The organism is Streptomyces sp. NPDC034043, from assembly GCF_055575675.1.
The window spans coordinates 77275-100998 of record NZ_JBVISF010000003.1; the positions used below are offsets into that span (position 1 = coordinate 77275).

The 23724-nt window shown below is 71.7% G+C and carries 22 protein-coding genes; 12 read left to right on the plus strand and 10 right to left on the minus strand.

What is annotated here, in order from left to right:
* Window positions 1-382 precede the first annotated feature (382 nt).
* Window positions 383-1252 carry an HAD family hydrolase gene (locus tag ACZ51S_RS08745; RefSeq protein WP_468476262.1) on the plus strand — a complete coding sequence of 290 codons (870 nt, stop codon included), beginning with the start codon at window positions 383-385 and terminating at the stop codon, window positions 1250-1252.
* Between the two features lie 521 nt (window positions 1253-1773).
* Here ACZ51S_RS08745 and ACZ51S_RS08750 read toward each other — a convergent pair.
* Window positions 1774-2604, minus strand: coding sequence for a Fic family protein (locus ACZ51S_RS08750; RefSeq protein WP_468476263.1), 831 nt, complete (start codon window positions 2602-2604; stop codon window positions 1774-1776).
* Between the two features lie 109 nt (window positions 2605-2713).
* Between ACZ51S_RS08750 and ACZ51S_RS08755 the strand changes: the two genes are divergently transcribed.
* Window positions 2714-3727, plus strand: a complete 1014-nt coding sequence (locus ACZ51S_RS08755; RefSeq protein ID WP_468476264.1) for an ATP-binding protein — start codon at window positions 2714-2716, stop codon at window positions 3725-3727.
* On the opposite strand, the gene ACZ51S_RS08760 is transcribed toward ACZ51S_RS08755, so the two are convergent.
* Complete coding sequence (locus ACZ51S_RS08760; RefSeq protein ID WP_468960278.1) at window positions 3684-4994, minus strand: polysaccharide deacetylase family protein; 1311 nt, start codon at window positions 4992-4994, stop codon at window positions 3684-3686. The genes ACZ51S_RS08755 and ACZ51S_RS08760 overlap by 44 nt on opposite strands.
* 233 nt (window positions 4995-5227) lie before the next feature.
* On the opposite strand from ACZ51S_RS08760, the gene ACZ51S_RS08765 reads away from it, so the two are divergent.
* The 6 genes from ACZ51S_RS08765 to ACZ51S_RS08790 all read left to right on the plus strand — a co-directional run bounded on the left by ACZ51S_RS08765 (window position 5228) and on the right by ACZ51S_RS08790 (window position 13378).
* A complete protein-coding gene (locus ACZ51S_RS08765) occupies window positions 5228-7717 on the plus strand; it encodes a SulP family inorganic anion transporter (RefSeq protein WP_468960280.1) in 2490 nt (829 codons plus the stop codon).
* 244 nt (window positions 7718-7961) lie between these two features.
* Window positions 7962-9917 carry an acetate--CoA ligase gene (gene acs / locus ACZ51S_RS08770; RefSeq protein ID WP_468476267.1) on the plus strand — a complete coding sequence of 652 codons (1956 nt, stop codon included), beginning with the start codon at window positions 7962-7964 and terminating at the stop codon, window positions 9915-9917.
* 183 nt (window positions 9918-10100) lie between these two features.
* Window positions 10101-11594: a Na+/H+ antiporter NhaA gene (gene nhaA, locus ACZ51S_RS08775; RefSeq protein ID WP_468801217.1), complete on the plus strand. Its 1494-nt coding sequence runs from the start codon at window positions 10101-10103 to the stop codon at window positions 11592-11594.
* A gap of 54 nt (window positions 11595-11648) precedes the next feature.
* Complete coding sequence (locus ACZ51S_RS08780) at window positions 11649-12110, plus strand: phage holin family protein (protein WP_388933468.1); 462 nt, start codon at window positions 11649-11651, stop codon at window positions 12108-12110.
* Window positions 12107-13066: an alpha/beta fold hydrolase gene (locus ACZ51S_RS08785; RefSeq protein WP_388933466.1), complete on the plus strand. Its 960-nt coding sequence runs from the start codon at window positions 12107-12109 to the stop codon at window positions 13064-13066. Before ACZ51S_RS08780 ends, ACZ51S_RS08785 begins: the two co-directional genes overlap by 4 nt.
* Window positions 13067-13204: 138 nt before the next feature.
* Complete coding sequence (locus ACZ51S_RS08790) at window positions 13205-13378, plus strand: hypothetical protein (protein ID WP_468476269.1); 174 nt, start codon at window positions 13205-13207, stop codon at window positions 13376-13378.
* An 81-nt stretch (window positions 13379-13459) separates the two neighbouring features.
* On the opposite strand, the gene ACZ51S_RS08795 is transcribed toward ACZ51S_RS08790, so the two are convergent.
* From ACZ51S_RS08795 to nth, 3 genes are all read right to left on the minus strand, one after another.
* Entirely contained in the window at window positions 13460-14662 is a 1203-nt protein-coding gene (locus ACZ51S_RS08795; RefSeq protein WP_468476322.1) for a MarP family serine protease, read from the minus strand.
* A gap of 13 nt (window positions 14663-14675) precedes the next feature.
* On the minus strand, window positions 14676-15392 hold the full coding sequence (locus tag ACZ51S_RS08800; protein ID WP_388933461.1) for an NUDIX hydrolase: 717 nt from the start codon (window positions 15390-15392) through the stop codon (window positions 14676-14678).
* Between the two features lie 160 nt (window positions 15393-15552).
* Entirely contained in the window at window positions 15553-16308 is a 756-nt protein-coding gene (nth, locus tag ACZ51S_RS08805) for an endonuclease III (protein WP_468960565.1), read from the minus strand.
* Between the two features lie 358 nt (window positions 16309-16666).
* Between nth and ACZ51S_RS08810 the strand changes: the two genes are divergently transcribed.
* A complete protein-coding gene (locus ACZ51S_RS08810) occupies window positions 16667-17341 on the plus strand; it encodes a Crp/Fnr family transcriptional regulator (RefSeq protein WP_007264960.1) in 675 nt (224 codons plus the stop codon).
* Window positions 17342-17492: 151 nt separating this feature from the next.
* Window positions 17493-18296, plus strand: a complete 804-nt coding sequence (locus ACZ51S_RS08815) for a nucleotidyltransferase domain-containing protein (RefSeq protein ID WP_468801220.1) — start codon at window positions 17493-17495, stop codon at window positions 18294-18296.
* A 34-nt stretch (window positions 18297-18330) separates the two neighbouring features.
* On the opposite strand, the gene ACZ51S_RS08820 is transcribed toward ACZ51S_RS08815, so the two are convergent.
* From ACZ51S_RS08820 to ACZ51S_RS08835, 4 genes are all read right to left on the minus strand, one after another.
* On the minus strand, window positions 18331-19176 hold the full coding sequence (locus ACZ51S_RS08820; RefSeq protein WP_468476272.1) for an MBL fold metallo-hydrolase: 846 nt from the start codon (window positions 19174-19176) through the stop codon (window positions 18331-18333).
* Window positions 19173-20081, minus strand: coding sequence for an NUDIX hydrolase (locus tag ACZ51S_RS08825; RefSeq protein ID WP_468476273.1), 909 nt, complete (start codon window positions 20079-20081; stop codon window positions 19173-19175). The genes ACZ51S_RS08820 and ACZ51S_RS08825 overlap by 4 nt, the downstream gene beginning before the upstream one ends.
* 237 nt (window positions 20082-20318) lie before the next feature.
* A complete protein-coding gene (locus tag ACZ51S_RS08830; protein WP_388933450.1) occupies window positions 20319-20789 on the minus strand; it encodes a RidA family protein in 471 nt (156 codons plus the stop codon).
* Entirely contained in the window at window positions 20786-20947 is a 162-nt protein-coding gene (locus tag ACZ51S_RS08835; protein ID WP_007264966.1) for a DUF4177 domain-containing protein, read from the minus strand. Before ACZ51S_RS08835 ends, ACZ51S_RS08830 begins: the two co-directional genes overlap by 4 nt.
* Window positions 20948-20993: 46 nt before the next feature.
* Here ACZ51S_RS08835 and bagA point away from each other — a divergent pair, with 46 nt between their 5' ends.
* Together bagA and bagB are read left to right on the plus strand one after the other, a co-directional pair.
* Window positions 20994-21980 (plus strand): ATPase BagA, encoded by a 987-nt coding sequence (gene bagA / locus ACZ51S_RS08840; protein WP_468476274.1) that lies wholly within the window; start codon window positions 20994-20996, stop codon window positions 21978-21980.
* Window positions 21977-23287 (plus strand): ATPase BagB, encoded by a 1311-nt coding sequence (gene bagB, locus ACZ51S_RS08845; protein ID WP_468887124.1) that lies wholly within the window; start codon window positions 21977-21979, stop codon window positions 23285-23287. The genes bagA and bagB overlap by 4 nt, the downstream gene beginning before the upstream one ends.
* 38 nt (window positions 23288-23325) lie before the next feature.
* Here bagB and ACZ51S_RS08850 read toward each other — a convergent pair whose 3' ends face one another.
* Window positions 23326-23676, minus strand: a complete 351-nt coding sequence (locus ACZ51S_RS08850; protein WP_361602800.1) for a WhiB family transcriptional regulator — start codon at window positions 23674-23676, stop codon at window positions 23326-23328.
* Between the last annotated feature and the right edge of the window lie 48 nt (window positions 23677-23724).

Here is a 23724-nt window from a genome sequence, read left to right on the forward strand (position 1 = left end):
CCGGAAAAAGAAGTGGATCTTGCTCGAAAACTGTGGACAAGAAGGCGCCTGTGAATAACTTCGCCACACCATCAGGTGACTTCCGGAGCGCTGTGGAACCACTACGCAGCGTGACGAGTTTGAGGGGGGGAAGGCCTGTGCCAGGCGGGCCCATCGAGGATGGAGGGCCGGGGAGATGACTACCGAAGGCCGGGCGAAGGGACGCGAACCGCGTCCGGACATGCGACGACCCCCGCCGGGGGGGAGAGCGGGGGTCGTCCCCACGGTCCGACTCGGGGGGGGAGGAGCCAGACCGGGTTAGCACGGTCGCGAACGATCCGTGACTTCCATGGTGTACCCGAGAGCCTTCTCAGGCAAACCCACGCGCCACACCTTACGCCGAATGGTGGGCGCATATGCTCGGCTCGTGGAAAATCAGCCCTTGCCGCACTCCTCGCCCAGGACCGCCGCCTTCTTCGACCTGGACAAGACGGTCATTGCGAAGTCGAGCGCTCTGACGTTCAGCAAGTCCTTCTACCGGGGTGGCCTGATCAACCGGCGGGCCGTGCTGCGGACCGCGTACACCCAGTTCATCTTCCTGGCCGGCGGTGCCGACCACGACCAGATGGAGCGGATGCGGGAGTACCTGTCCGCCCTCTGCAAGGGATGGAACGTCCAGCAGGTCCGGGAGATCGTCGCCGAAGCGCTGCACGACCTCATCGACCCGATCATCTACGACGAGGCCGCCTCCCTCATCGAGGCCCATCACACGGCCGGCCGCGATGTGGTGATCGTGTCGAGCTCGGGGGCCGAAGTCGTCGAGCCGATCGGCTCGATGCTCGGCGCGGACCGCGTGGTCGCCACCCGCATGGTGGTCGGCGAGGACGGCTGCTTCACCGGGGAGATCGAGTACTACGCCTACGGCCCCACGAAGGCGGAAGCCGTCCGCGAGCTCGCCGAGTCCGAGGGATACGACCTCGCGCGCTGCTACGCGTACAGCGACTCGGTCACCGACGTGCCGATGCTGGAGGCCGTGGGGCACCCGCACGCGGTCAACCCCGACCGTGCGCTGCGACGGGAAGCGGTCGCGCGGGAGTGGCCGGTCCTGGTGTTCAACAAGCCGGTGCGGCTGAAGCAGCGCCTGCCCGGACTGTCGATGCCGACGCGGCCGGCGCTCGTCGCCGCGGCCGCGATCGGTGCGGCGGCGGCCACGGCCGGGCTGGTCTGGTACGCGAGCCGGCGGCGGGTGGGCACCTCCCTCGCCTCGGCCTGAATCGCCCGCCCCGGCCTGAAACCCGGCGGGGCGGGCGAAAGCCCGGCCCACGCGAGGGCCTCGCCGCCCTCGCCGGGGCCCTCACCGCCGACCATGGAAACGTCCCGGCCTGGGCCGATATGGAGTGCCCGATCTGCCCTCGTTCGCACCGGAAAGTAAAGAACTCCGGTCAGGGGTTTCGCTCGGCGCCGAAGCGGAGTAGAAAGGAGTCACGGCCCGCGAGACCAAAGAACATCCGAGAGGATCATCTTTAAAACGCAGTAAGGCCCACGGACCGAAGCAGGAACGCCGAGCACCCACGCGACGTCGACCCGTCGATTACGGGCCAGCCGCACCAGGCCACGGGCAAAGTTCCCGGCCTGATGGGCAACCATCGAGGACGCTTGGTAACTGGGCGTGAATGCCAGCGGCGGCACCAAAGCAACACGGTGTCGCCGCAACCCTGCGCCCAGCCCGGCTCCCGCCCGTCCGGAACCCGGCCGGGCAAGCCCTCGGACGCGGACCGGCCGCCCGGCGCGACCCTAGGCCGCGCCCCGCTGGAGCGCCTCGCAGACCGCCGTCGACTCGCGTACGCCGAGCTCGATCGAGCGCCCGCAGTGCGCGATCCACGCCGACATCCCCTCCCGGGTGCCCGAGACGTAGCCCTCGAAGGCCTTCAGGTAGGCCTCCGCCCCCTGCTCCGCGTGGCCGACCTCCGCCGGGCAGATCGCCTTCGGGTCCAGCCCGCTGTTGATCAGCACGATCCGCTCGGCCGCCCGCGCCACCAGCCCGTTGTACGAGGCGAAGGGCCGCAGGGCCAGCAGCTCCCCGTGCACCACCGCGGCCGTCACCAGTGCCGGAGCGGAGCCCCCCGCGATCACCAGCCGGGACAGACCGTCCAGCCGGCCCGCCACCTCCTCGGCGTCCGGGAGCGGCAGGCCCACCAGGGGCTCGTCCACCGGCTCGCCCGCCAGCCGCGGCCGGCCGACCACGTCATCCTGGCCGTCCGAGCCCGTGGCCCCGCACGCCACCAGGTGCAGGCGCGCCAGCACCCGCAGCGGCGACTGGCGCCAGATGCTCAGCAGTTGCCCGGCCTCGGCCGTCAGGCGCAGTGCGGCGCCCACCGTCCGGGCCTCGTCCTCCGCGCCGAAGTCGGTGCGGCGGCGCACCTCTTCCAGCGCCCAGTCGGCACCCGACAGCGCCGCGCTGCCCCGGGCGCCCCGCAGGGCGGCCTCCGAGGTGATCTCACCGCTGCGCCGGCGCATCACCCGGTGCCCGTAGACCCGGTCCACGGCCTTGCGTACGGAATCCACGGACTCTGCGACTCCCGGGAGTGATCCGAGGGCCGCCAGCGGGTCAGAAGCGCTACTCATAAGTAGGGAGCCTACGCACTTCGCGGCCTCGGCACCGACCCCTCCTTGGAGTGGTCTTCTTCACTCACCTCGACCACTCGCCGCTATCGTGCCGCTACTCTTGGTGAACATGAAGATCGCTTTCGTGGGAAAGGGCGGCAGCGGCAAGACCACGCTGTCGTCCCTCTTCATCCGCCACCTCGTAGCCAATGAAGCGCCCGTCGTCGCGGTGGACGCCGACATCAACCAGCACCTCGGGGCCGCCCTCGGACTCACCGACGAGGAGGCCGCCGCACTGCCCGCCCTGGGCGCGCACCTGCCGCTGATCAAGGAGTACCTGCGCGGCTCCAACCCCCGGATCGCCTCCGCCGACAGCATGATCAAGACCACGCCGCCCGGCGCCGGCTCCCGTCTGCTGCGCATCACCGAGGACAACCCGGTCTACGAGGCCTGCGCGCGTACGGTGACCCTCGACGACGGGGACTCCGTCCGGCTGATGGCGACGGGCCCCTTCACCGAGTCCGATCTGGGCGTGGCCTGCTACCACTCGAAGGTCGGGGCGGTCGAGCTCTGCCTCAACCACCTGGTCGACGGCCCGGACGAGTACGTCGTCGTCGACATGACGGCCGGCTCGGACTCCTTCGCGTCCGGCATGTTCACCCGCTTCGACGTGACCTTCCTCGTCGCGGAGCCGACCCGCAAGGGCGTCTCGGTCTACCGCCAGTACAAGGAGTACGCCCGGGACTTCGGGGTGGTGCTCAAGGTGGTCGGGAACAAGGTGCAGGGTCCGGAGGACATCGAGTTCCTCCAGGACGAGGTCGGCGAGGACCTGCTCGTCACCTTCGGGCACTCCGACTGGGTGCGGGCGATGGAGCGGGGCCGCCCGGCCGGGTTCGACCTGCTGGAGGCCAGCAACCGGCTCGCGCTCCAGGCGCTCCAGGACGCGGCGGAGGACTCCTACGCCGCCCGCGACTGGGGCCGGTACACCGAACAGATGGTGCACTTCCACCTGCGCAACGCCGAGAGCTGGGGGAACGCCAAGACCGGGGTCGACCTGGCGGCCCAGATCGACCCCGGCTTCGTCCTCCACGAGGCCCTGGTCAGCCCTCGTCCTGCTCCGCTGCCCGCTCCTCAGCCGGCTTGACCTTGTCCGCGCCCGGCGGGGCGGCCGGAGCCGCCGGCGGCCCCGCGGTGAGGAACTTCGTCCAGCCCTCCTTCGGCGCTTCGCCGACGTCGAGGGTGCGCAACCACTCCAGCGTCTTCGGGTCCTGGGCGTCCAGCCAGTCGGCCAGTTCACGGAAGGGCACGCACCGCACCTCCGGCTTGGTGCACATGTGCTTGATGGACTCCTCGACGGCCCGCATGTAGGTGCCGCCGTTCCAGGACTCGAAGTGGTTGCCGATGATCAGCGGGGCGCGGTTCCCCTGGTAGGCGCGGTCGAAGGCCTGCCGCAGCCCGTCGCGCATCTGGTCGCCCCAGTACTGGTGCTGCGACGGGTCGCCCTGGGTCGTCGTACCGGACTGGTTGACCATGTAGTTGTAGTCCATGCTCAGCGTGTCGAAGGCACGGCCCGGCATGGGCACCAGCTGGAGCGGCAGGTCCCAGAGTCCGTCCGTCTTCTTGGGCCAGATCTGCTTGCTGATGCCGCTGGAGTCGTAGCGGAACCCCATGTCCTTGGCCGCCAGCATGAAGTTCTTCTGGCCTTCCAGGCAGGGGGTGCGGGCGCCGATCAGCTCCTTGTCGTAGTCGAAGGGGAGCGGGGCCATGTCCTTCAGGCCCGCGTTCGTCTTCCAGTTCTTGACGAACGACTTCGCCTGGTTGATCTCGCTCTTCCACTCCGCCACGGACCAGGTGCCGACGCCGCCGTCGGGACCGCAGAAGTGGCCGTTGAAGTGGGTGCCGATCTCGTTGCCCTCCAGCCAGGCCGCGCGGATCTGGGTGGCGGTGTCCTTGATGCCCTGGAGGTCTCCGAAGCCGATGTCGGAGAGGCCCGCCGCGTGCTGCGGCGCCGTATAGAGGGAACGTTTCTCCTCTGGCAGCAGGTAGACACCGCTGAGGAAGTAGGTCATCCGGGCGTTGTACTGCTTGCCCACCTCGCGGAAGTGCGAGAACAGCTTCTGGCTGTCCTCGCCCGCACCGTCCCACGAGAACACCACGAACTGCGGCGGCTTCTCGCCGGGCTTCAGCTTCTGCGGCGCCCGCACGTTCGGCTGCGAGCCGGTGTAGGCCGTCGAGCCGTCCCCGATCAGGCGGTTGAGGCTGCCGGGAGCGTCCGGGGCGGCGGGGCCCTTGCGCGCACCCCGGCCGGACGCCCCGGGCTCTGCGGAGCCGGAACCGCTGCACCCCGCGGCGCACAGGACCAGTGCCGTGGCGACGAGGCCGCCGGCGATCTTCTTCGTGGCGGTGCTCATCCGCACACCTCTCCCTCGCAGTTCCATCGCAGGACTTCCGCGAGGCAACGTCCCATGCGGTCCGCGAAGAAGAAGACGTGACAAGCCCGACAAAATGCTTATTCATCCCTGAGCGCTAATTCCTGGGCCATTTGCCCGTATTGTCCACCACGGGTCTTTACTCTCCATTACCGTTCATTTACCGAGTGTTGAGACTCCCGCCGCTTCATCCCTCCTCAGAGGAGACGGGACCCATGACAGCCACAACGCCAGCTCCAGCCCCAGCCCCGACCGCCCCGCAGGCGCGCGGTCCCCTCAAGGACCTCCCCGCCGACCTGTCCGCGTCCATCGCCGTCTTCCTGATCGCCCTGCCTCTCTCCCTCGGCATCGCGCTGGCCACCGGCGCCCCGCTCCAGGCGGGGCTGGTGGCCGCGGCCGTGGGCGGGATCGTGGCCAGCCGGTTCGGCGGAGCCCCCCTCCAGGTGAGCGGACCGGCCGCCGGACTCACCGTGGTGACCGCGGAGTTGATCCAGCGCTACGGCTGGCGCACCACATGTGCCATCACCGTGCTCGCCGGCGTCTGCCAGCTCGGGCTCGCGCTCCTGCGCACCGCCCGGTCGGCCCTCATGGTGAGTCCGGCGATCGTGCACGGCATGCTCGCCGGAATCGGCGTGACCATCGCGCTGGCCCAGCTGCACATCGTGCTCGGCGGCAGCCCGCAGAGCTCCGCCGTGGCCAATGTTCTCGGTCTTCCCGCCCAGTTGGCCGATCCGCATCCGGCGGCGCTCGCGGTGAGCGCCCTGACGATCTGCGTGCTGCTGGGCTGGAGCCGGCTGCCCGGGCGGGCGGGGCGCGCCCTGCGCAAGGTGCCCGCCGCGCTCGCGGCCGTTGCCTCCGCCACCGCCTTCGCGACGCTGGCCGGGCTCTCCCTGCCCCGGGTGGACCTGCCGTCCTGGCGCAGCCACGCGCTGCCCGAGCTGCCGGAGGGGCCGGTCCTCGGACTGATCGCCGCCGTCCTGACCATCACCCTGGTCGGCAGCGTGGAGTCCCTGCTGTCCTCGGTCGCCACCGACAAGCTGATCGCCTCCGAGCGCGGTACGGACAACCGTCCGCCCCGCGCCGACCTCGACCGCGAGCTGCGCGGCCAGGGCGCGGCGAACATCGTCTCCGGGCTGCTGGGCGGACTGCCCATCACGGGCGTGGCCGTGCGCAGCGTGGCCAATGTCAAGTCCGGTGCCGTCAGCCGGAAATCAGCCATGTTCCACGGGCTGTGGGTGGTGCTCGCGGCCGGACTGCTCGTGCCCGTCCTGGACCTCATCCCGCTCGCGGCGCTGGCCGCCCTGGTGATGGCCGTCGGCGTGCAGATGGTCAGCATCACCCACCTGCGTACGGTCAACCGGCACCGCGAGGTGCTGGTCTACGCGACGACCATCGCGGCCGTGGTGCTGGGCGGGGTACTGGAGGGCGTGGCCGTGGGGATCGCGGTCGCCGTCGCCCTGGCCCTGCACCGGCTGGCCCGGACCCGGATCACGCTGGCCCAGCTGGACGGCGGACACCACGTCTGCGCCCGCGGCCAGCTGACCTTCCTGGCCGTACCCAGGCTGAGCCGCGTGCTGAGCCAGATCCCGCACGGCGGGCACGTGGTGCTCGAGCTGGACGGCTCGTTCATGGACCACGCCGCCTACGAGACCCTGCACGACTGGCAGAACTCCCACCGGGCACACGGCGGAACGCTGGAACTCACCGGACGCGGCGGGCGAGCGCTCGCGGGCACGGGTCCAGGGCAGGGCACGGAAGCGGACCCGGTCTCCAGCCCCGTCCCCCTCCTCTCCGGTGCGGGCGGCGGAGGCGGGCACCACCGGAGCGACTCCGGGCGCGCGGCGCACCAGTGCTGCCGCCCCTGGACGCCCTGGCAGAACCACTGCGACCACCGCGCGGCGCACGCCGCCGGCCCGTCGGCCGGCCACGGTGACGCGGCCCACCCCGGCGGCACGGGCGGACGTACGAGCGCCGGAGCGGCCGGGACCGCCGGCGCGGCCGGGACCGCCGGCGCGGCGGTGGCGCCCCGGGGGCGCGGCGCCGGCCAACTGGCCAGTGGAATCGGCACCTTCCAGCGGGACACCGCCCCGCACGTCCGCGACGAGCTGGCACAGCTGGCCCGTGAGGGGCAGCGGCCCTCCCAGCTCTTCCTGACCTGCGCGGACTCCCGGCTGGTCACCAGCATGATCACGGGAAGCGGGCCGGGTGACCTGTTCACCGTCCGGAACGTGGGCAACCTGGTCCCGCTGCCCGGCGCCGAGGCCACCGACGATTCGGTCGCCGCGGCCATCGAGTACGCCGTGGACGTGCTCGAGGTCGCCAGCATCACGGTCTGCGGGCACTCTGGCTGCGGGGCCATGCAAGCCCTGCTGAACTCCCATCCGGAAGCCCCGATGACCCCCCTGATGCGCTGGCTGCGGCACGGCCGGCCCAGCCTGGAGCGGATGGGCAGCCGGCACCACCCCTGGGCCCGGATCTCCGGGCGGCTCCCGGCGGACGCCGTGGAACAGCTCTGCCTGACCAACGTGGTGCAGCAGCTGGAACACCTGCGGGCGCACGAGTCGGTGGCCCGCCGGCTCGCCGAGGGGACGCTGGAGCTGCACGGGATGTACTTCCACGTGGGTGAGGCGCAGGCCTATCTGCTGTCCGAGGGAGAGGACTTCTTCGACTGTCGGGTTTTCGACAGCGTCGGCCAGAACGCTTGATCCACGAGCCGCTTGAACCGATACCCTCCCGTATCCGTGCAAGCTGACGGCCCCTTCCCGCACCCGCGGCGGGAAGGGGCCGTTCGTTCGCATGCGGCGGACGTACGGCGGACGCCCCCAGTCGTGATATAGGTCTAAACCAATTTTCGGCTACCCCTTGTCACCTGGACATCCGACTGATGAGCTATGCCCGGAGACACAGCTATGCCCGGGGACAACGAGAACTCTGGGAAAGGGAGATGTCGTGAGCACTGACAGCCTGGCCAATCTGCTCAAGGAGGAGCGGCGGTTCGCCCCGCCCGCCGATCTGGCCGCCGCCGCCAATGTGACCGAGGCCGCGTACGCACAGGCCGACGCGGACCGGCTGGGCTTCTGGGCCGAACAGGCACGCCGGCTGAGCTGGGACACCGAGCCCACCCAGACGCTCGACTGGAGCAACCCGCCCTTCGCCAAGTGGTTCGCCGACGGCAAGCTGAACGTCGCGTACAACTGCGTGGACCGGCACGTGGAGGCCGGCAACGGCGACCGCGTCGCCATCCACTTCGAGGGCGAACCCGGCGACAGCCGCTCGATCACCTACGCCCAGCTCAAGGACGAGGTCTCGCAGGCCGCCAACGCCCTCACCGAGCTCGGTGTCCGGGCGGGTGACCGCGTCGCCGTCTACCTGCCGATGATCCCCGAGGCGGTCGTCGCGATGCTCGCGTGCGCCCGGGTCGGCGCCGCCCACTCCGTGGTCTTCGGCGGCTTCTCCGCCGACGCCGTCGCCTCCCGCATCCAGGACGCCGACGCCAAGCTGGTGATCACCGCCGACGGCGGCTACCGCCGCGGCAAGCCCGGCGCGCTCAAGCCCGCCATCGACGAGGCCGTCGGCAAGTGCCCGCAGGTCGAGCACGTCCTCGTCGTACGCCGCACCGGCCAGGACACCGCCTTCACCGAGGGCCGGGACGTCTGGTGGCACGAGCTGGTCGGCCGCCAGTCCACGGAGCACACCCCGCAGGCCTTCGACGCCGAGCACCCGCTCTTCATCCTGTACACCTCGGGCACCACCGGGAAGCCGAAGGGCATCCTGCACACCTCGGGCGGCTACCTCACCCAGGCCTCGTACACCCACCACGCCGTGTTCGACCTCAAGCCGGAGACCGACGTCTACTGGTGCACGGCCGACATCGGCTGGGTGACCGGGCACTCCTACATCGTCTACGGGCCGCTCGCCAACGGCGCCACCCAGGTGATGTACGAGGGCACGCCCGACACCCCGCACCAGGGCCGGTTCTGGGAGGTGGTGCAGAAGTACGGCGTCACCATCCTCTACACCGCGCCCACCGCGATCCGTACGTTCATGAAGTGGGGCGATGACATCCCCGCGAAGTTCGACCTGTCCAGCCTGCGCGTGCTGGGCTCGGTCGGCGAGCCGATCAACCCCGAGGCCTGGATCTGGTACCGCAAGCACATCGGCGGCGACCGCTGCCCGATCGTCGACACCTGGTGGCAGACCGAGACCGGCGCCATGATGATCTCCCCGCTCCCGGGCGTCACCGCGACCAAGCCCGGCTCGGCGCAGCGCGCCCTGCCCGGAATCTCGGCCACCGTCGTGGACGACGAGGCGAACGAGGTCCCGAACGGCGGGGGCGGCTACCTGGTCCTCACCGAGCCGTGGCCGTCGATGCTGCGCACCATCTGGGGTGACGACCAGCGGTTCATCGACACCTACTGGTCGCGCTTCGAGGGCAAGTACTTCGCGGGCGACGGCGCCAAGAAGGACGACGACGGCGACATCTGGCTCCTCGGCCGGGTCGACGACGTCATGCTGGTCTCCGGCCACAACATCTCCACCACGGAGGTGGAGTCGGCGCTCGTCTCGCACCCCTCGGTCGCCGAGGCGGCGGTGGTCGGCGCGGCCGACGAGACCACGGGACAGGCGATCGTGGCCTTCGTGATCCTGCGCGGCAGCGCCTCGGAGACGGAGGGCCTGGTCGCGGAGCTGCGCAACCACGTCGGTGCCACCCTCGGCCCCATCGCGAAGCCGAAGCGCATCCTGCCGGTGGCCGAGCTGCCGAAGACGCGCTCGGGCAAGATCATGCGCCGTCTGCTGCGCGACGTGGCGGAGAACCGCGCGGTCGGCGACGTCACCACGCTGGCCGATTCCTCGGTGATGGACCTGATCCAGACGAAGCTGCCCAGCAGCTCCGACGAGGACTGAGACCGGCAGGCCACGGCCTGAGGAGGGCGTCCGGCACGCAGCGCGCCGGACGCCCTCCGTCCGTTCACGACGAAGATCATCTGGTACGACCGGGCACACCCTGTAAAATCAAAGAAACGTCAAGAACTGACGTACGAAAGTCCCCAGGGTGCGCCGGGAAGTCTGGTCGGCAACTGCATAGCCATGCCGTCGACCACCCGGAGGTTCTCCACCGTGGCCAGCCCCACGCACACGCCCGGCCCCGACCGCCGGAACAAGCTCCTCGGCCGTCTCTCGCTGCCCGAGCGCCGCTACATCGCGAATGCTCTGCGCACGGAAACCGTCGGCGGCGTCCTCCTGCTGGTGGCCGCGATCGCCGCCCTCACGTGGGCGAACATCCCCGCACTGGCGGAGAGCTTCGACCGCGTCCGGTCCTTCCACATCGGCCCCGCCTCCCTCGGCCTGGACCTCTCGCTCCAGCACTGGGCCGCCGACGGCCTGCTCGCCGTCTTCTTCTTCGTCGCCGGTATCGAACTCAAACGCGAACTCGTCGCGGGCGACCTGCGCGACCCCAAGGCGGCGGCCCTCCCGGTGATCGCCGCCCTGTGCGGCATGGCGGTGCCCGCGCTCGTCTACCTGCTGGTCAACACCCTGGGGAACGGCTCGGGCGCCGGCTGGGCCGTCCCGACCGCCACCGACATCGCCTTCGCCCTCGCCGTCCTCGCGGTCATCGGCACCTCGCTGCCCTCCGCGCTGCGCGCCTTCCTGCTGACCCTGGCCGTCGTCGACGACCTGTTCGCCATCCTGATCATCGCGGTGTTCTTCACCAGCGACCTCGACTTCGCCGCGCTCGGCGGCGCGGTCGCGGGCCTGGTCCTCTTCTGGTTCCTGCTGCGCGCCGGCGTCCGCGGCTGGTACGTCTACGTCCCGCTCGCCCTGGTCATCTGGGGCCTGATGTACAACAGCGGCGTGCACGCCACCATCGCCGGCGTGGCCATGGGCCTGATGCTCCGCTGCACCCGCAAGGAAGGCGAGCGGCACTCCCCCGGCGAGCACATCGAGCACCTGGTGCGCCCCCTGTCGGCCGGACTGGCGGTGCCGCTCTTCGCCCTCTTCTCCGCCGGCGTCTCCCTTTCGGACGAATCGATCGCTCAGGTCTTCACCCGCCCCGAGACCCTCGGGGTGGTGCTCGGCCTCGTCGTCGGAAAGACGGTCGGCATCTTCGGCGGCACCTGGCTGGCCGCCCGCTTCACCAGGGCCGAGCTGAACGAGGACCTCGCCTGGCCCGACGTGCTCGCCGTGGCCTCGCTGGCCGGCATCGGCTTCACCGTCTCCCTTCTGATCGGCGAACTCGCCTTCGCGGGGGACGAGGTCCTCACCGACGAGGTCAAGGCCGCCGTGCTCATCGGCTCCCTCATCGCGGCGATCGTCGCGAGCGCCATGCTCAAGCTGCGCGACCGCAAGTACCGGGCGCTGACCGAGGCCGAGGAGCGCGACGACGACCTCGACGGGATCCCGGACATCTACGAGCAGGACAACCCGGAATACCACCTGCGCATGGCGAGGATCCTCGAGGAGAAGGCCGCCGAACACCGCCGCATGGCCGAAGCCGCGGTGCTCGGGCGGGCCGCGGCGTCGGACACGGCCGGAGGCGAAGCGGCGGGCGGGTCCAGCACCCGCGCCGACCGTCCGGCATGATCTGAGGGACGACGGAGGACAGCCGCCGGCGGACGACGACAGAGGGAGACAGGGATGAGCGCAGTGGAGGACCAAGGAGCTCCGGGAGCGGAGCGCACACTCGGCCAGCTGGTCGCCTCGGCCACCGCCGAGATGTCCGCCCTGGTGCACGACGAGATCGCCCTCGCGAAGGTCGAGATCAAGCAGGACGTCAAGCGTGCGGGCATCGGCAGCGGCGCCGCGATCGCGGCCGGCGTGCTCGTGCTCTTCTCCCTCCCCGTACTGAGTTTCGCCGCGGCCTATGGCATCCACAATCTGGGTCTCGGGCTGGCCTGGTCCTTCCTCATCGTCGGCGGCGCGTTCTGGCTGCTGGCGGGGCTGATCGGACTCCTGGCGGTGGCCAAGTTCAAGAAGATCAAGCCGCCGGTGAAGACCATGGACTCGGTCAAGCAGACCGCCGCGCTCGTCGGAACCGTCAAGCCGCATCCCCGCGCGGTGAGTGACCAGGCTGTGGGTGTGGCACGCTCGTCCTCATGACAGCGCCCTCGGCCGACTCCGGTACTCCGCCCACCGCCGCCACGGCGGTACGGCTCGACCTCCCCGGCGGGAGGACGGTGACGCACCGGGACGTCGCCGCCAACGGCGCCCGCTTCCACGTCGCGGAGGCCGGCGACGGACCACTGGTGCTGCTGCTGCACGGGTTCCCGCAGTTCTGGTGGACGTGGCGGCACCAGCTGGCCGCCCTCGCGGACGCCGGATACCGCGCGGTGGCCATGGACCTGCGCGGGGTGGGCGGCAGCGACCGCACTCCCCGCGGCTACGACCCGGCGAACCTGGCGCTCGACATCACCGGGGTCGTACGGTCCCTCGGCGAGCCGGACGCGGCCCTCGTCGGACACGACCTGGGCGGCTACCTCGCCTGGACGGCGGCCGTGATGCGGCCGAAGCTGGTGCGCCGGCTGGTCGTCTCCTCCATGCCGCACCCGCGCCGCTGGCGCTCGGCGATGATGGCCGACTTCGGCCAGACCCGGGCGAGTTCGCACATCTGGGGGTTCCAGCGGCCGTTCATCCCGGAGCGGCAGCTGGTCGCCGACGACGGCGCCCTCGTGGCCGAGCTGATCCGGGACTGGTCCGGGCCGCTGCTCCCGGAGGACGCCGATCTGGACGTGTACCGGCGCGCGATGTGCATCCCGTCCACCGCGCACTGCTCGATCGAGCCCTACCGCTGGATGATGCGGTCGATGGCACGCCCGGACGGACTCCAGTTCTACCGGCGGATGAAGCGGCCCGTACGGGTGCCGACGCTGCACCTGCACGGCTCGCTGGACCCGGTGATGCGCACGCGCAGCGCGGCCGGTTCCGGGGAGTACGTCGAAGCCCCGTACCGCTGGCGGCTCTTCGACGGCCTGGGGCACTTCCCGCACGAGGAGGACCCGGACGGCTTCACCACCGAGCTGCTGAACTGGCTCAAGGACCCCGAGCCCGACCGCTGACGGGCCGCCGGCGGGGTCTGACGCATCGACAGCCGGCCCCGTACGACGGTCTTACGGTCATTCAATTGCCCGGCGCATAGGCCAATTGGCCGCCTCGGACGGGGTTACGGACCTTGGAGCCCGGGCACAGCTCGTTGTATGAGCTGGACGCACGACCACGGTGACACCGCACGCGAACGCCGCTCGGCCACAGCGCCGGGCCCGCACGACAGGACCGGCCGGGACGGCCACGACCCCAGGCTCGGGATCCCGCGCATCCTGCGCCGCCGCGCCCGCTGGGTCTCGGCCCGGCTGCGCCATCCCCGCATGTAGGACGCACACGCGGGACGGGCACCCGGGGACGCGCGCGTGGGAATCACGGATCCCGGAGCGGCGCCCCCGGCCCCGTACGGGTCAGAGGGCGCAACCCTGGGTGTCGACGCGGCGCTCGGCGGTCTTCCCGATGCGGATGTCCTCGCGGATCTCGTCCGCGGTCAGGGCGTAGCCGGTGTTCGGGTCGTCGAGCGACTTCGCGAAGACGACCCCGTACACCCGGCCTTCGGGCGTCAGCAGCGGGCCGCCGGAGTTGCCCTGGCGGACGGTCGCGTACAGCGAGTACACGTCGCGGCGGACGGTGCCCCGGTGGTAGATGTCCGGGCCGTTGGCGTTGATCCGGCCGCGCACGCGGGCCGCGCGGACGTCGTAGGCGCCGTTCTCCGGGAAGCCGGCGACGATCGCGTCGCTGCTGCTCGTCGCGTCCTTGTCGGTGAACTCCAGTGCCGGGGCCTTCAGCCTGGGCACGTCCAGGACGGCGATGTCGCGCTCCCAGTCGTAGAGCACGACCTTGCCGTCGTAAAGCTTGCCCTCGCCGCCGATCTGCACGGTCGGCTCCACGACCCCGCCGACGACGTGGGCGTTGGTCATCACCTTGCCGGGGGCGAAGACGAAGCCGGTGCCCTCCAGGACCTTGCTGCAGCTGGGTGCGGTGCCGACGACCTTCACGATGGAGAGCTTGGCCTGCTGGGGGACCCCGCTGCGGGCGAGCGCCGGGTCGGGCGCCTTCACCTCGGTGATCGGCTCGTTCGAGAACGGGCTGAACACCTGCGGGAAGCCGTTGCGGGCGAGCGTGGAGGTGAAGTCGGAGAACCAGGTGTTCGCCTGCTCGGGCAGCACGCGCGACACACCGAGGAGCACCTTGGAGTTGCGGACCTCCTTGCCCAGGGTGGGCAACGAGGTCCCGGCCAGCGCGGAGCCGATCAGCCAGGCCACGAGCAGCATGGCGACGACGTTGACCAGGGCGCCGCCGGTGGCGTCCAGCGCGCGGGCGGGCGACCAGGTGATGTGGCGTCTGAGCCGGCTGCCCAGATGGGTGGTGAGCGCCTGGCCGATGGAGGCGCAGATGATGATCACGACGACGGCGATCACCACGACGGTGGTGGACACCTGGGTGCCGTTGTCGGTCACCCGGTCCCAGATCAGGGGCAACAGGGACACGGCGATGAGACCACCGCCGAGGAAGCCGATCACCGACAGGACGCCGACGACGAACCCCTGGCGGTAGCCGACGATCGCGAACCACACGGCGGCGACCAGCAACAGGATGTCCAGCACGTTCACGAGGGTCACCGTCTCATGCGTGCCAGTCGAGCGGCACGCGACGTGAGCGGTCCCACGGTCGCTCCCAACCCGAGAAGTGCAGGATCCGGTCGATGACACCGGCGGTGAAACCCCAGACCAGGGCCGATTCCACGGTGAATCCGGGCCCCTCGTGCCCGCGCGGATGGACCACGGTGACCCGGTGGGCGGGGTCCGTGAGATCCGCCACGGGCACCGTGAAGACCCGGGCCGTCTCCGCCGGGTCCACCGCGCCGACCGGCGAGGGCTCGCGCCACCAGCCCAGCACGGGGGTCACGACGAACTCGCTGACCGGGATGTACAGCCGGGGCAGCACCCCGAAGAGCTGGACCCCGGCCGGGTCCAGGCCGGTCTCCTCCTCGGCCTCGCGCAGGGCGGCGCGCAGCGGGCCGGTGGTGTGCGGGTCGCCGTCCTCCGGGTCCAGGGCACCGCCGGGGAAAGAGGGCTGCCCGGCGTGCGAGCGGAGGCTTCCGGCCCGCTCCTGGAGCAGCAGCTCGGGGCCGCGCGGGCCCTCGCCGAAGAGGACCAGTACGGCGGACTGCCGGCCGCGGCCGTCCTCGGGGGGCAGGAAGCGGCTGAGCTGGCGCGGCCGGACGCTCCGGGCGGCCTCCACGACGGGGTCGAGCCAGGCGGGCAGACCCGCCGTCGTGAGGGCCAGGCCGTCGCCCTCCCGGGCGGCTGCCGTGGTCTCGTCCTGCGTACCGCGCGTCATGGGCACCCCTGTCCGCGTTCCTCTGTCGACACCGTCTCCACACCGCTGAACGCGGCCCGGGTCCGGATTCGTTCCGCCGGGGGGCGCGTGCTGCGCCCGCCGCGCGCCCCCCGAGGTCCCCGCCGGGCCGTAGGCGCCGTAACGGCCCCTACAGCCGCCCTCAGGGCTCCGTACGGGCTCCCAGCGGCGGTGCGGGGAGGCCCGGGTAGTCCGGGGGCGGGGAGAGGCGCTGGCCCGGGTAGCCGCCCTTCTCGTACTTCAGCAGCTTCTTCGCCTTCTCCGGGTCCGTCTCGCCCTCGCCGTAGGCCGGGCAGAGCGGGGCGATGGGGCAGGCACCGCAGGCGGGCCTGCGGGCGTGGCAGATGCGGCGGCCGTGGAAGACCACGCGGTGCGAGAGCATCGTCCACTCGCTCTTGGGGAAGATCGCGCAGATCTCCGCCTCAACCTTCTCCGGGTCCTCCTGCTCGGTCCACTTGAAGCGGCGCACCAGCCGGCCGAAGTGGGTGTCGACGGTGATCCCGGGGACCCCGAAGGCGTTGCCGAGCACCACATTCGCCGTCTTGCGGCCGACTCCGGGCAGTCTGACGAGGTCCTCGATCCGGCCCGGCACCTCACCGCCGAAGTCGTCGCGCAGCGCCTGTGAGAGGCCGAGCAGCGACTTCGCCTTCGCCCGGAAGAACCCGGTCGGCCGGATGATCTCCTCCAGCTCCTCCGGAACGGCCTCGGCCATGTCCTCGGGGGTCGGGTAGGCGGCGAAGAGGGCCGGGGTCGTCTGGTTCACGCGCAGGTCGGTGGTCTGCGCGGAGAGGACGGTCGCGACGAGCAGCTCGAACGGATTGCGGAAGTCCAGCTCCGGATGGGCGTACGGGTAGACCTCGGCGAGCTCGCGGTTGATGCGACGGGCCCGGCGGACCATCGCCAGACGGGATTCCGGCTTCGCCGCCGACGGTTTCTTGGCCGAACCTTTGCCCAACGGGACAGGTCGGACCTTTTCGGACGCCTCTGGTGGGGCTTGTTCGCCCACGGCTGAATTCGGGCCCGCCGTCACTCCCGCGGACCCCTTGGCCTGTGCTCTCACCGGCTTATTGGACACCCGACCAGCCTAAGGCCGGGCGCCGACACCCGCCCGGACCTCAGGTAACACCACCCCGATCGGCCTCTCGCCGCACAGCACACCCATCCGTCCGGCATCCTTGTGATTGATCGCACTGTTTGAGCCGTCCGGCAAAATGGGGAGCGGTCCCCACTGGCTGGTCGACATAGGAGAGAGACTCGTGGACGACGTTCTGCGGCGCGCCCCGCTCTTCGCGGCGCTCGATGACGAGCAGGCCGCGGAGCTCCGCGCCTCCATGGCCGAGGTGACCCTCGCGCGCGGCGACGCCCTGTTCCACGAGGGCGACCCCGGTGACCGGCTGTACGTCGTGACCGAGGGCAAGGTGAAGCTCCACCGCACCTCCCCCGACGGCCGCGAGAACATGCTGGCCGTCCTCGGCCCCGGCGAGCTGATCGGCGAGCTGTCGCTGTTCGACCCGGGCCCCCGCACCGCCACCGCCACCGCCCTGACCGAGGTCAAGCTCCTCGGCCTCGGCCACGGTGACCTCCAGCCGTGGCTGAACGCCCGGCCCGAGGTCGCGACCGCGCTGCTGCGCGCCGTCGCCCGGCGCCTGCGCAAGACCAACGACCAGATGTCCGACCTGGTCTTCTCCGACGTTCCCGGCCGTGTCGCCCGGGCGCTCCTCGACCTGTCGCGCCGTTTCGGCGTGCAGTCGGAGGAGGGCATCCACGTCGTCCACGACCTGACGCAGGAGGAGCTGGCCCAGCTCGTCGGCGCCTCCCGCGAGACCGTGAACAAGGCGCTGGCCGACTTCGCGGGCCGCGGCTGGCTGCGCCTGGAGGCGCGTGCCGTGATCCTGCTGGACGTGGAGCGGCTCGCCAAGCGCTCGCGCTGACGCTGACGCGGCGCGGCCTTCGGGTCTTCGCGGAGGGGCCCCGTCCGGGTACGGACGGGGCCCCTCCGTCCGTTTCCGGCGCGGGACCCCGGGACGGGACACCGGGCCGTAATACCGGCCGGTCAGGGCCGGGGGCGTGCAGAGTAGGGCCATGGAGCGCAGAGGGCTGGACGCGTACGGCTACTTCGAGCGGGAGGGGTCCCTCGGGCGGGTCCAGCCCGAGTTCGCGGGCCCGGTCGCGGCCGCCCGCGCCCGCGTCGCGGAGGCGTACGGGCGCCGGCTGCACAGCGCCTACCTCTACGGCTCCGTACCGCGCGGGACGGCCCGGCCGGGGCGCAGCGACCTCGACCTGCTGATCGCCCTGCACCGGGAGCCGGGCGACGAGGACCGGGACACCGCCGAGGTGCTCGGGCGGGGCCTCGACCAGGACTTCCCGCAGATCGACGGGGTCGGCATCCTGCTGTACGGCAAGGAGCGGCTGCTGAGCGAGCAGGAACGTTACGACCTGGGCTGGTTCCTCGCCTGCCTGTGCACCCCGCTGCTCGGCGACGACCTGGCCGAGCACCTCCCCCGGTACCGGCCCGACGCCCTGCTCGCCCGCGAGGCGAACGGCGACCTGGCCGCCCTGCTCCCGCAGTGGCGGGCCCGGTTCGAGGCCGCCTCGGAGCCCGCCGAGTTCCTCAGGATGAACCGGTTCTTCTCACGGCACCTGGTGCGGACCGCCTTCACCCTGGTCATGCCCCGGTGGGGCGGCTGGACCAGCGACCTCGCCGAGTCCGCGGAGATCTTCGGCGCGTACTACCCGGAGCGGGCCGCACAGCTGCGGCGCGCCGCCGTCGTGGCGATGGACCCGGTCGACGACCCGGCCGTGGCGCGGGCCTACCTCGACGACCTCGGGCCGTGGCTCGCGGACGAGTACACGGCCCGGCTCGGGACGAAGACGCCGCGCGCCTAGAGCTTCGCCCCCGCCCGGTCGGCCCTCCGCGTTTTCATTCGGGTCCCCCCGGGATCAGTCCGTGATCGCGGAGGTACTCGAGCTGGGCCTCGACCGACCACGTGGCGGCCGGCCACAGCGAGCGGTCCACGTCCGCGTAGACGTGGGCGACGACGGCCTCCACCGTGGTGAAACCGTTCTCCACCGCCGTCTCGACCTGTGCGAGGCGGTGCGCCCGGTGGGCGAGGTAGAACTCGACGGCGCCCTGCGCGTCGTCCAGGACCGGCCCGTGCCCCGGGAGGACCGTGTGGACCCCGTCGTCGACGGTCAGGGAGCGCAGGCGGCGCAGGGAGTCCAGGTAGTCGCCGAGGCGGCCGTCGGGGTGCGCGACGACGGTGGTGCCGCGGCCGAGGACCGTGTCGCCGGTCAGGACGGCCCGGTCGGCCGGCAGGTGGAAGCAGAGCGAGTCGGCGGTGTGCCCGGGGGTGGCCACCACCCGCAGCTCCAGGCCGCCGGTGCGGATGACGTTCCCGGCGGCCAGGCCCTCGTCGCCGAGGCGCAGCGCGGGGTCGAGGGCGCGGACCTTCGTACCGGTGAGCTCGGCGAAGCGGCCGGCGCCCTCGGCGTGGTCGGGGTGGCCGTGGGTGAGGAGGGTCAGCGCGACCCGCTTGCCGGCCTGCTCGGCGGTGGCGATGACGGCCCGCAGGTGCGCCTCGTCGAGGGGGCCGGGGTCGATGACGACGGCCAGCTCGGAGTCGGGCTCGGAGACCAGCCAGGTGTTGGTGCCGTCCAGGGTCATGGCCGAGGGGTTGGGCGCCAGGATGTTGACCGCGCGGGCCGTGGCGGGCCCGGAGGCGACGACTCCGCGGGGCTGGCCGGGGAGGGCCACTGCATCGCTCATGCGGAGCCCCCGAGGGTGACGCGCTTGGTGAACTCGTCGTGGCCCGGCCAGCTGAGCACCACCACGCCGTCCTCCAGCGAGGCCTCCGCCAGCACCGGGGTCAGGTCCCGCGCACCGGCCCCGGCGAGCGCGTCGGCGGCGCTGCCGTACGGCTCCAGGGAGCGCAGGGTGGAGATGGTGGGCGGCATCATCAGCAGCTCGCCCTTGTCGTACCCGGCGGCGGCCTCGGCGGGGCGGATCCAGACGGTCCGGTCGGCCTCGGTGGAGGCGTTGCGGGTGCGCTGGCCCTCCGGGAGGGCGGCCACGAAGAACCAGGTGTCGTAGCGGCGCGGCTCGAACTCCGGGGTGATCCAGCGGGCCCACGCCCCGAGCAGGTCGGAACGCAGCAGCAGGCGGCGCCGGTCGAGGAACTCGGCGAAGGACAGCTCGCGCGCCACGAGGGCCTCGCGGTCGGCCTCCCAGTCATCGCCGGTGGTGTCGCCGACGACCGTGTCCGGGGTCTCGCCCGCGAGCAGGACCCCGGCCTCCTCGAAGGTCTCGCGCACCGCTCCGCAGACGATCGCCTGGGCGCCGGCGGCATCCGTGCCGAGGCGCCGCGCCCAGAGCTCCAGGCCGGGTCCGGCCCAGCCGATGCGGTGGTCCTCGTCGCGGGGGTCGACGCCGCCGCCGGGGTAGGCGTACGCGCCGCCGGCGAAGGCCATGGAGGAGCGCCGGCGCAGCATGTGCACGGCCGGACCGGCGGTGGTGTCACGGAGCAGCATCACGGTGGCGGCTCGTCTGGGTTCCACCGGGGTGAGGGCCCCGTCCGCGAGCGCGCGGATGCGGTCCGGCCACTCCGGGGGGTACCACTGCCCTCCCGCGGGCGGCTGGCTGGGCGAGGGCTGACCGTGCTGACCATTCGGCATGGCGGGATGCTACGGCCATCCGGCCCGATGTTCGAGGCCCCGGCCCCGGCCGGCCGATCTTGAACCCCGGCCGCTCCCTGACGGTCCCGCCCCGGCGGACGCGGCCCGGCGGACGCGGCCCGGCGGACGCCGCCCGGCGGACGCGGCCCCGCGCGGCGGCGGAGCCGGCAGGGCGCCCTGCCCCGCGGGCGGCACGCCGGAAGATCCGGCGCCGCCGCGCGCCGCGGGGCCCGGGCGTCAGGAGTCGGTCAGCTCGACCTGGATCTCGATCTCGACCGGCGCGTCCAGCGGCAGCACCGCCACACCGACCGCGCTGCGCGCGTGCACGCCCTTGTCGCCGAGCACAGCGCCCAGCAGCTCGCTCGCACCGTTCAGCACGCCCGGCTGCGCCGTGAAGTCGGGGGCCGAGGCGACGAAGCCGACGACCTTCACCACACGGGCGATCCGGTCCAGGTCACCGGCCACGGACTTGACGGCGGCCAGCGCGTTGAGGGCGCACGTCGCCGCCAGCTCCTTCGCCTGCTCCGCGGAGACCTCGGCGCCGACCTTGCCGGTCACGGGGAGCTTGCCCTGCACCATCGGCAGCTGGCCCGCGGTGTACACGTACGCGCCCGACCGGACCGCCGGCTGGTACGTGGCCAGCGGCGGGACGACCTCGGGCAGGGTCAGGCCGAGCTCGGCGAGCCGGGCCTCGACGGCGCCGCTCATGCCTTCTCCCGCTTGAGGTAGGCCACGAGCTGCTCGGGGTTGTTCGGGCCGGGCACGACCTGGACGAGCTCCCAGCCGTCCTCGCCCCAGGTGTCCAGGATCTGCTTGGTGGCGTGAACCAGCAGGGGGACCGTCGCGTATTCGAACTTCTTGGTCATGGGGGCGAGCGTAATGCCTGAGCGGGAGTGGTTAGGCTCGGACGCTGTGAGCAGGCTCCAGGTGGTCAGCGGCAAGGGCGGCACCGGCAAGACCACGGTCGCCGCGGCACTCGCGCTGGCCCTCGCGCGCGAGGGCAGGCGGACTCTTCTCGTGGAGGTCGAGGGCAGGCAGGGCATCGCACAGCTTTTCGGTACGGAAGCGCTCCCTTACGAGGAGCGGAAGATCGCCGTCGCGCCCGGCGCGGGCGGGGGTGAGGTGTACGCGCTCGCCATCGACGCCGAACGGGCGCTGCTGGACTACCTCCAGATGTTCTACAAGCTGGGCTCGGCAGGCCGCGCCCTGAAGAAGCTCGGCGCGATCGACTTCGCGACGACGATCGCGCCCGGTCTGCGGGACGTCCTGCTGACCGGCAAGGCGTGCGAGGCGGTCCGGCGCAAGGACAAGGCGGGACGGTTCGTCTACGACCACGTGATCATGGACGCGCCGCCGACCGGGCGGATCACCCGGTTCCTGAACGTCAACGACGAGGTGGCGGGGCTGGCCCGGTTCGGGCCGATCCACAACCAGGCCCTGGCCGTCATGAAGGTGCTCAAGTCCCCCGACACGGCGGTGCACCTGGTGACCCTGTTGGAGGAGATGCCCGTCCAGGAGACCGCGGACGGCATCGACGAGCTGGTGGCGGCGGGCCTGCCCGTCGGCCGGGTGATCGTCAACATGGTGCGCCCGCACCACCTCGACGAGGACACCCTGCGCGCGGCGGCGGACGGCCGCCGCGCGGAGATCGCCAAGGCCCTGTCCCGGGCCGGGCTGGGCGGTGCGCGACGGGGCGGGCTGGCCGAGCGGCTGGTGGAGCCGCTCCTCACGCAGGCCACCGAGCACGCGAGCCGGGTCGAGCTCGAGCGGGAGCAGCGCGCGGTGCTGGCGGGGCTGCGCGTGCCGACGTACGAACTCCCCCTGCTCGGCTCGGGGATGGAACTGGCCGGGCTGTACGAGCTGGCGGCGGAGCTGCGCAAGCAGGTGGGCGCCGAATGAGCGAGGGCGGGGAGAGCATGGGGCTGGACACGCCGCAGCGGCTGGCGGTCGACGCGCTGCTGGACGACCCGGGGACCCGGATCATCGTGTGCTGCGGCGCGGGCGGGGTCGGCAAGACCACGACGGCCGCGGCGCTCGGCGTACGGGCGGCCGAGCGCGGGCGGCGGGTGGTGGTGCTGACCATCGACCCGGCGCGCAGGCTGGCCCAGTCGATGGGGATCGACTCGCTGGACAACACCCCGCGCCGGGTGCCGGGCATAGGGGGCGGTACCGGCGGCGACGGCGAACTGCACGCCATGATGCTGGACATGAAGCGGACCTTCGACGAGATCGTCGAGTCGCACGCGGACGCCGAGCGGGCACGGGCGATCCTGGCGAACCCCTTCTACCAGTCCCTGTCGGCCGGCTTCGCGGGCACGCAGGAGTACATGGCGATGGAGAAGCTGGGGCAGTTGCGGGCCAGGGACGACTGGGACCTGATCGTCGTGGACACCCCGCCGAGCCGGTCCGCGCTGGACTTCCTCGACGCGCCGAAGCGGCTGGGGTCGTTCCTGGACGGGAAGTTCATCCGGGTGCTGATGGCTCCGGCGAAGGTCGGCGGCCGGGCGGGGATGAAGTTCCTCAACGTCGGCATGTCGATGATGACCGGCACGCTGAGCAAGCTGATGGGCGCCTCGCTGCTCAAGGACGTACAGACCTTCGTGGCGGCGATGGACACCATGTTCGGCGGGTTCCGGACGCGCGCGGACGCGACGTTCCGGCTGCTCCAGGCTCCGGGCACGGCGTTCCTGGTGGTCGCGGCTCCCGAGCCGGACGCGCTGCGCGAGGCGGCGTACTTCGTGGAGCGGCTCGCCGCGGAGCGGATGCCGCTGGCGGGCCTGGTGCTGAACCGGGTGCACGGGAGTGACGCGGAACAGCTGTCGGCGGAGCGGGCGCTGGCCGCCGCGGAGAATCTTGAAGAGGGCGGCATTGTCGATCAGGAGTCCGGGAAAGCTGGACTTCGTGACGCCGCCGACGACGGCTCCCCCGGCATGAACGGCGCGGCTCACACGGACGGGACGACCGCTGACGCGGAGGGCACGGCCGATGTGGACGACGTGGACCGGATCACGGCAGGACTGCTGCGCCTGCATGCCGAGCGGATGCAGGTGATCGCGCGTGAGCAGCGCACACGCGACCGTTTCACTTCGCTTCACCCCGAGGTGGCGGTGGCCGAAGTGGCCGCCCTGCCCGGCGATGTGCACGACCTCGCCGGGCTGCGGGCCATCGGAGAGCGACTCTCGGCCGGGGTGCCGGCCGGAGCGTAGGCGTGCGTACGAGGGGTGCCGACGCGGTGCCCGGGTGGTTACCCGGCTGCCGCGTAGGTCTCGTACGTCACGTCGATCTCCGCGTCGACATCCACGGTGAGGATGCCCGTACTGCGCTCGTACTCCGTGCGGGCGGTTTCGAGCAGCCGCCGCCACGAGGTGACGGTGGGACGCCTGCGCAGCAAGGCGCGTCGTTCCCGCTCGGTCATGCCGCCCCACACTCCGAACTCGACGCGATTGTCGAGTGCGTCGGCCAGGCACTCGGTCCGCACCGGACATCCGGTGCACACCGCCTTGGCCCTGTTCTGTGCCGCTCCTTGAACGAACAGTTCATCCGGATCGGTAGTGCGGCAGGCTGCCTGCGCACTCCAGTCGGTAACCCAGCCCATCCCGGTGCCGTCCTCTCCCGAATCGAGGCTCCCCCACGGCGGTAGCGG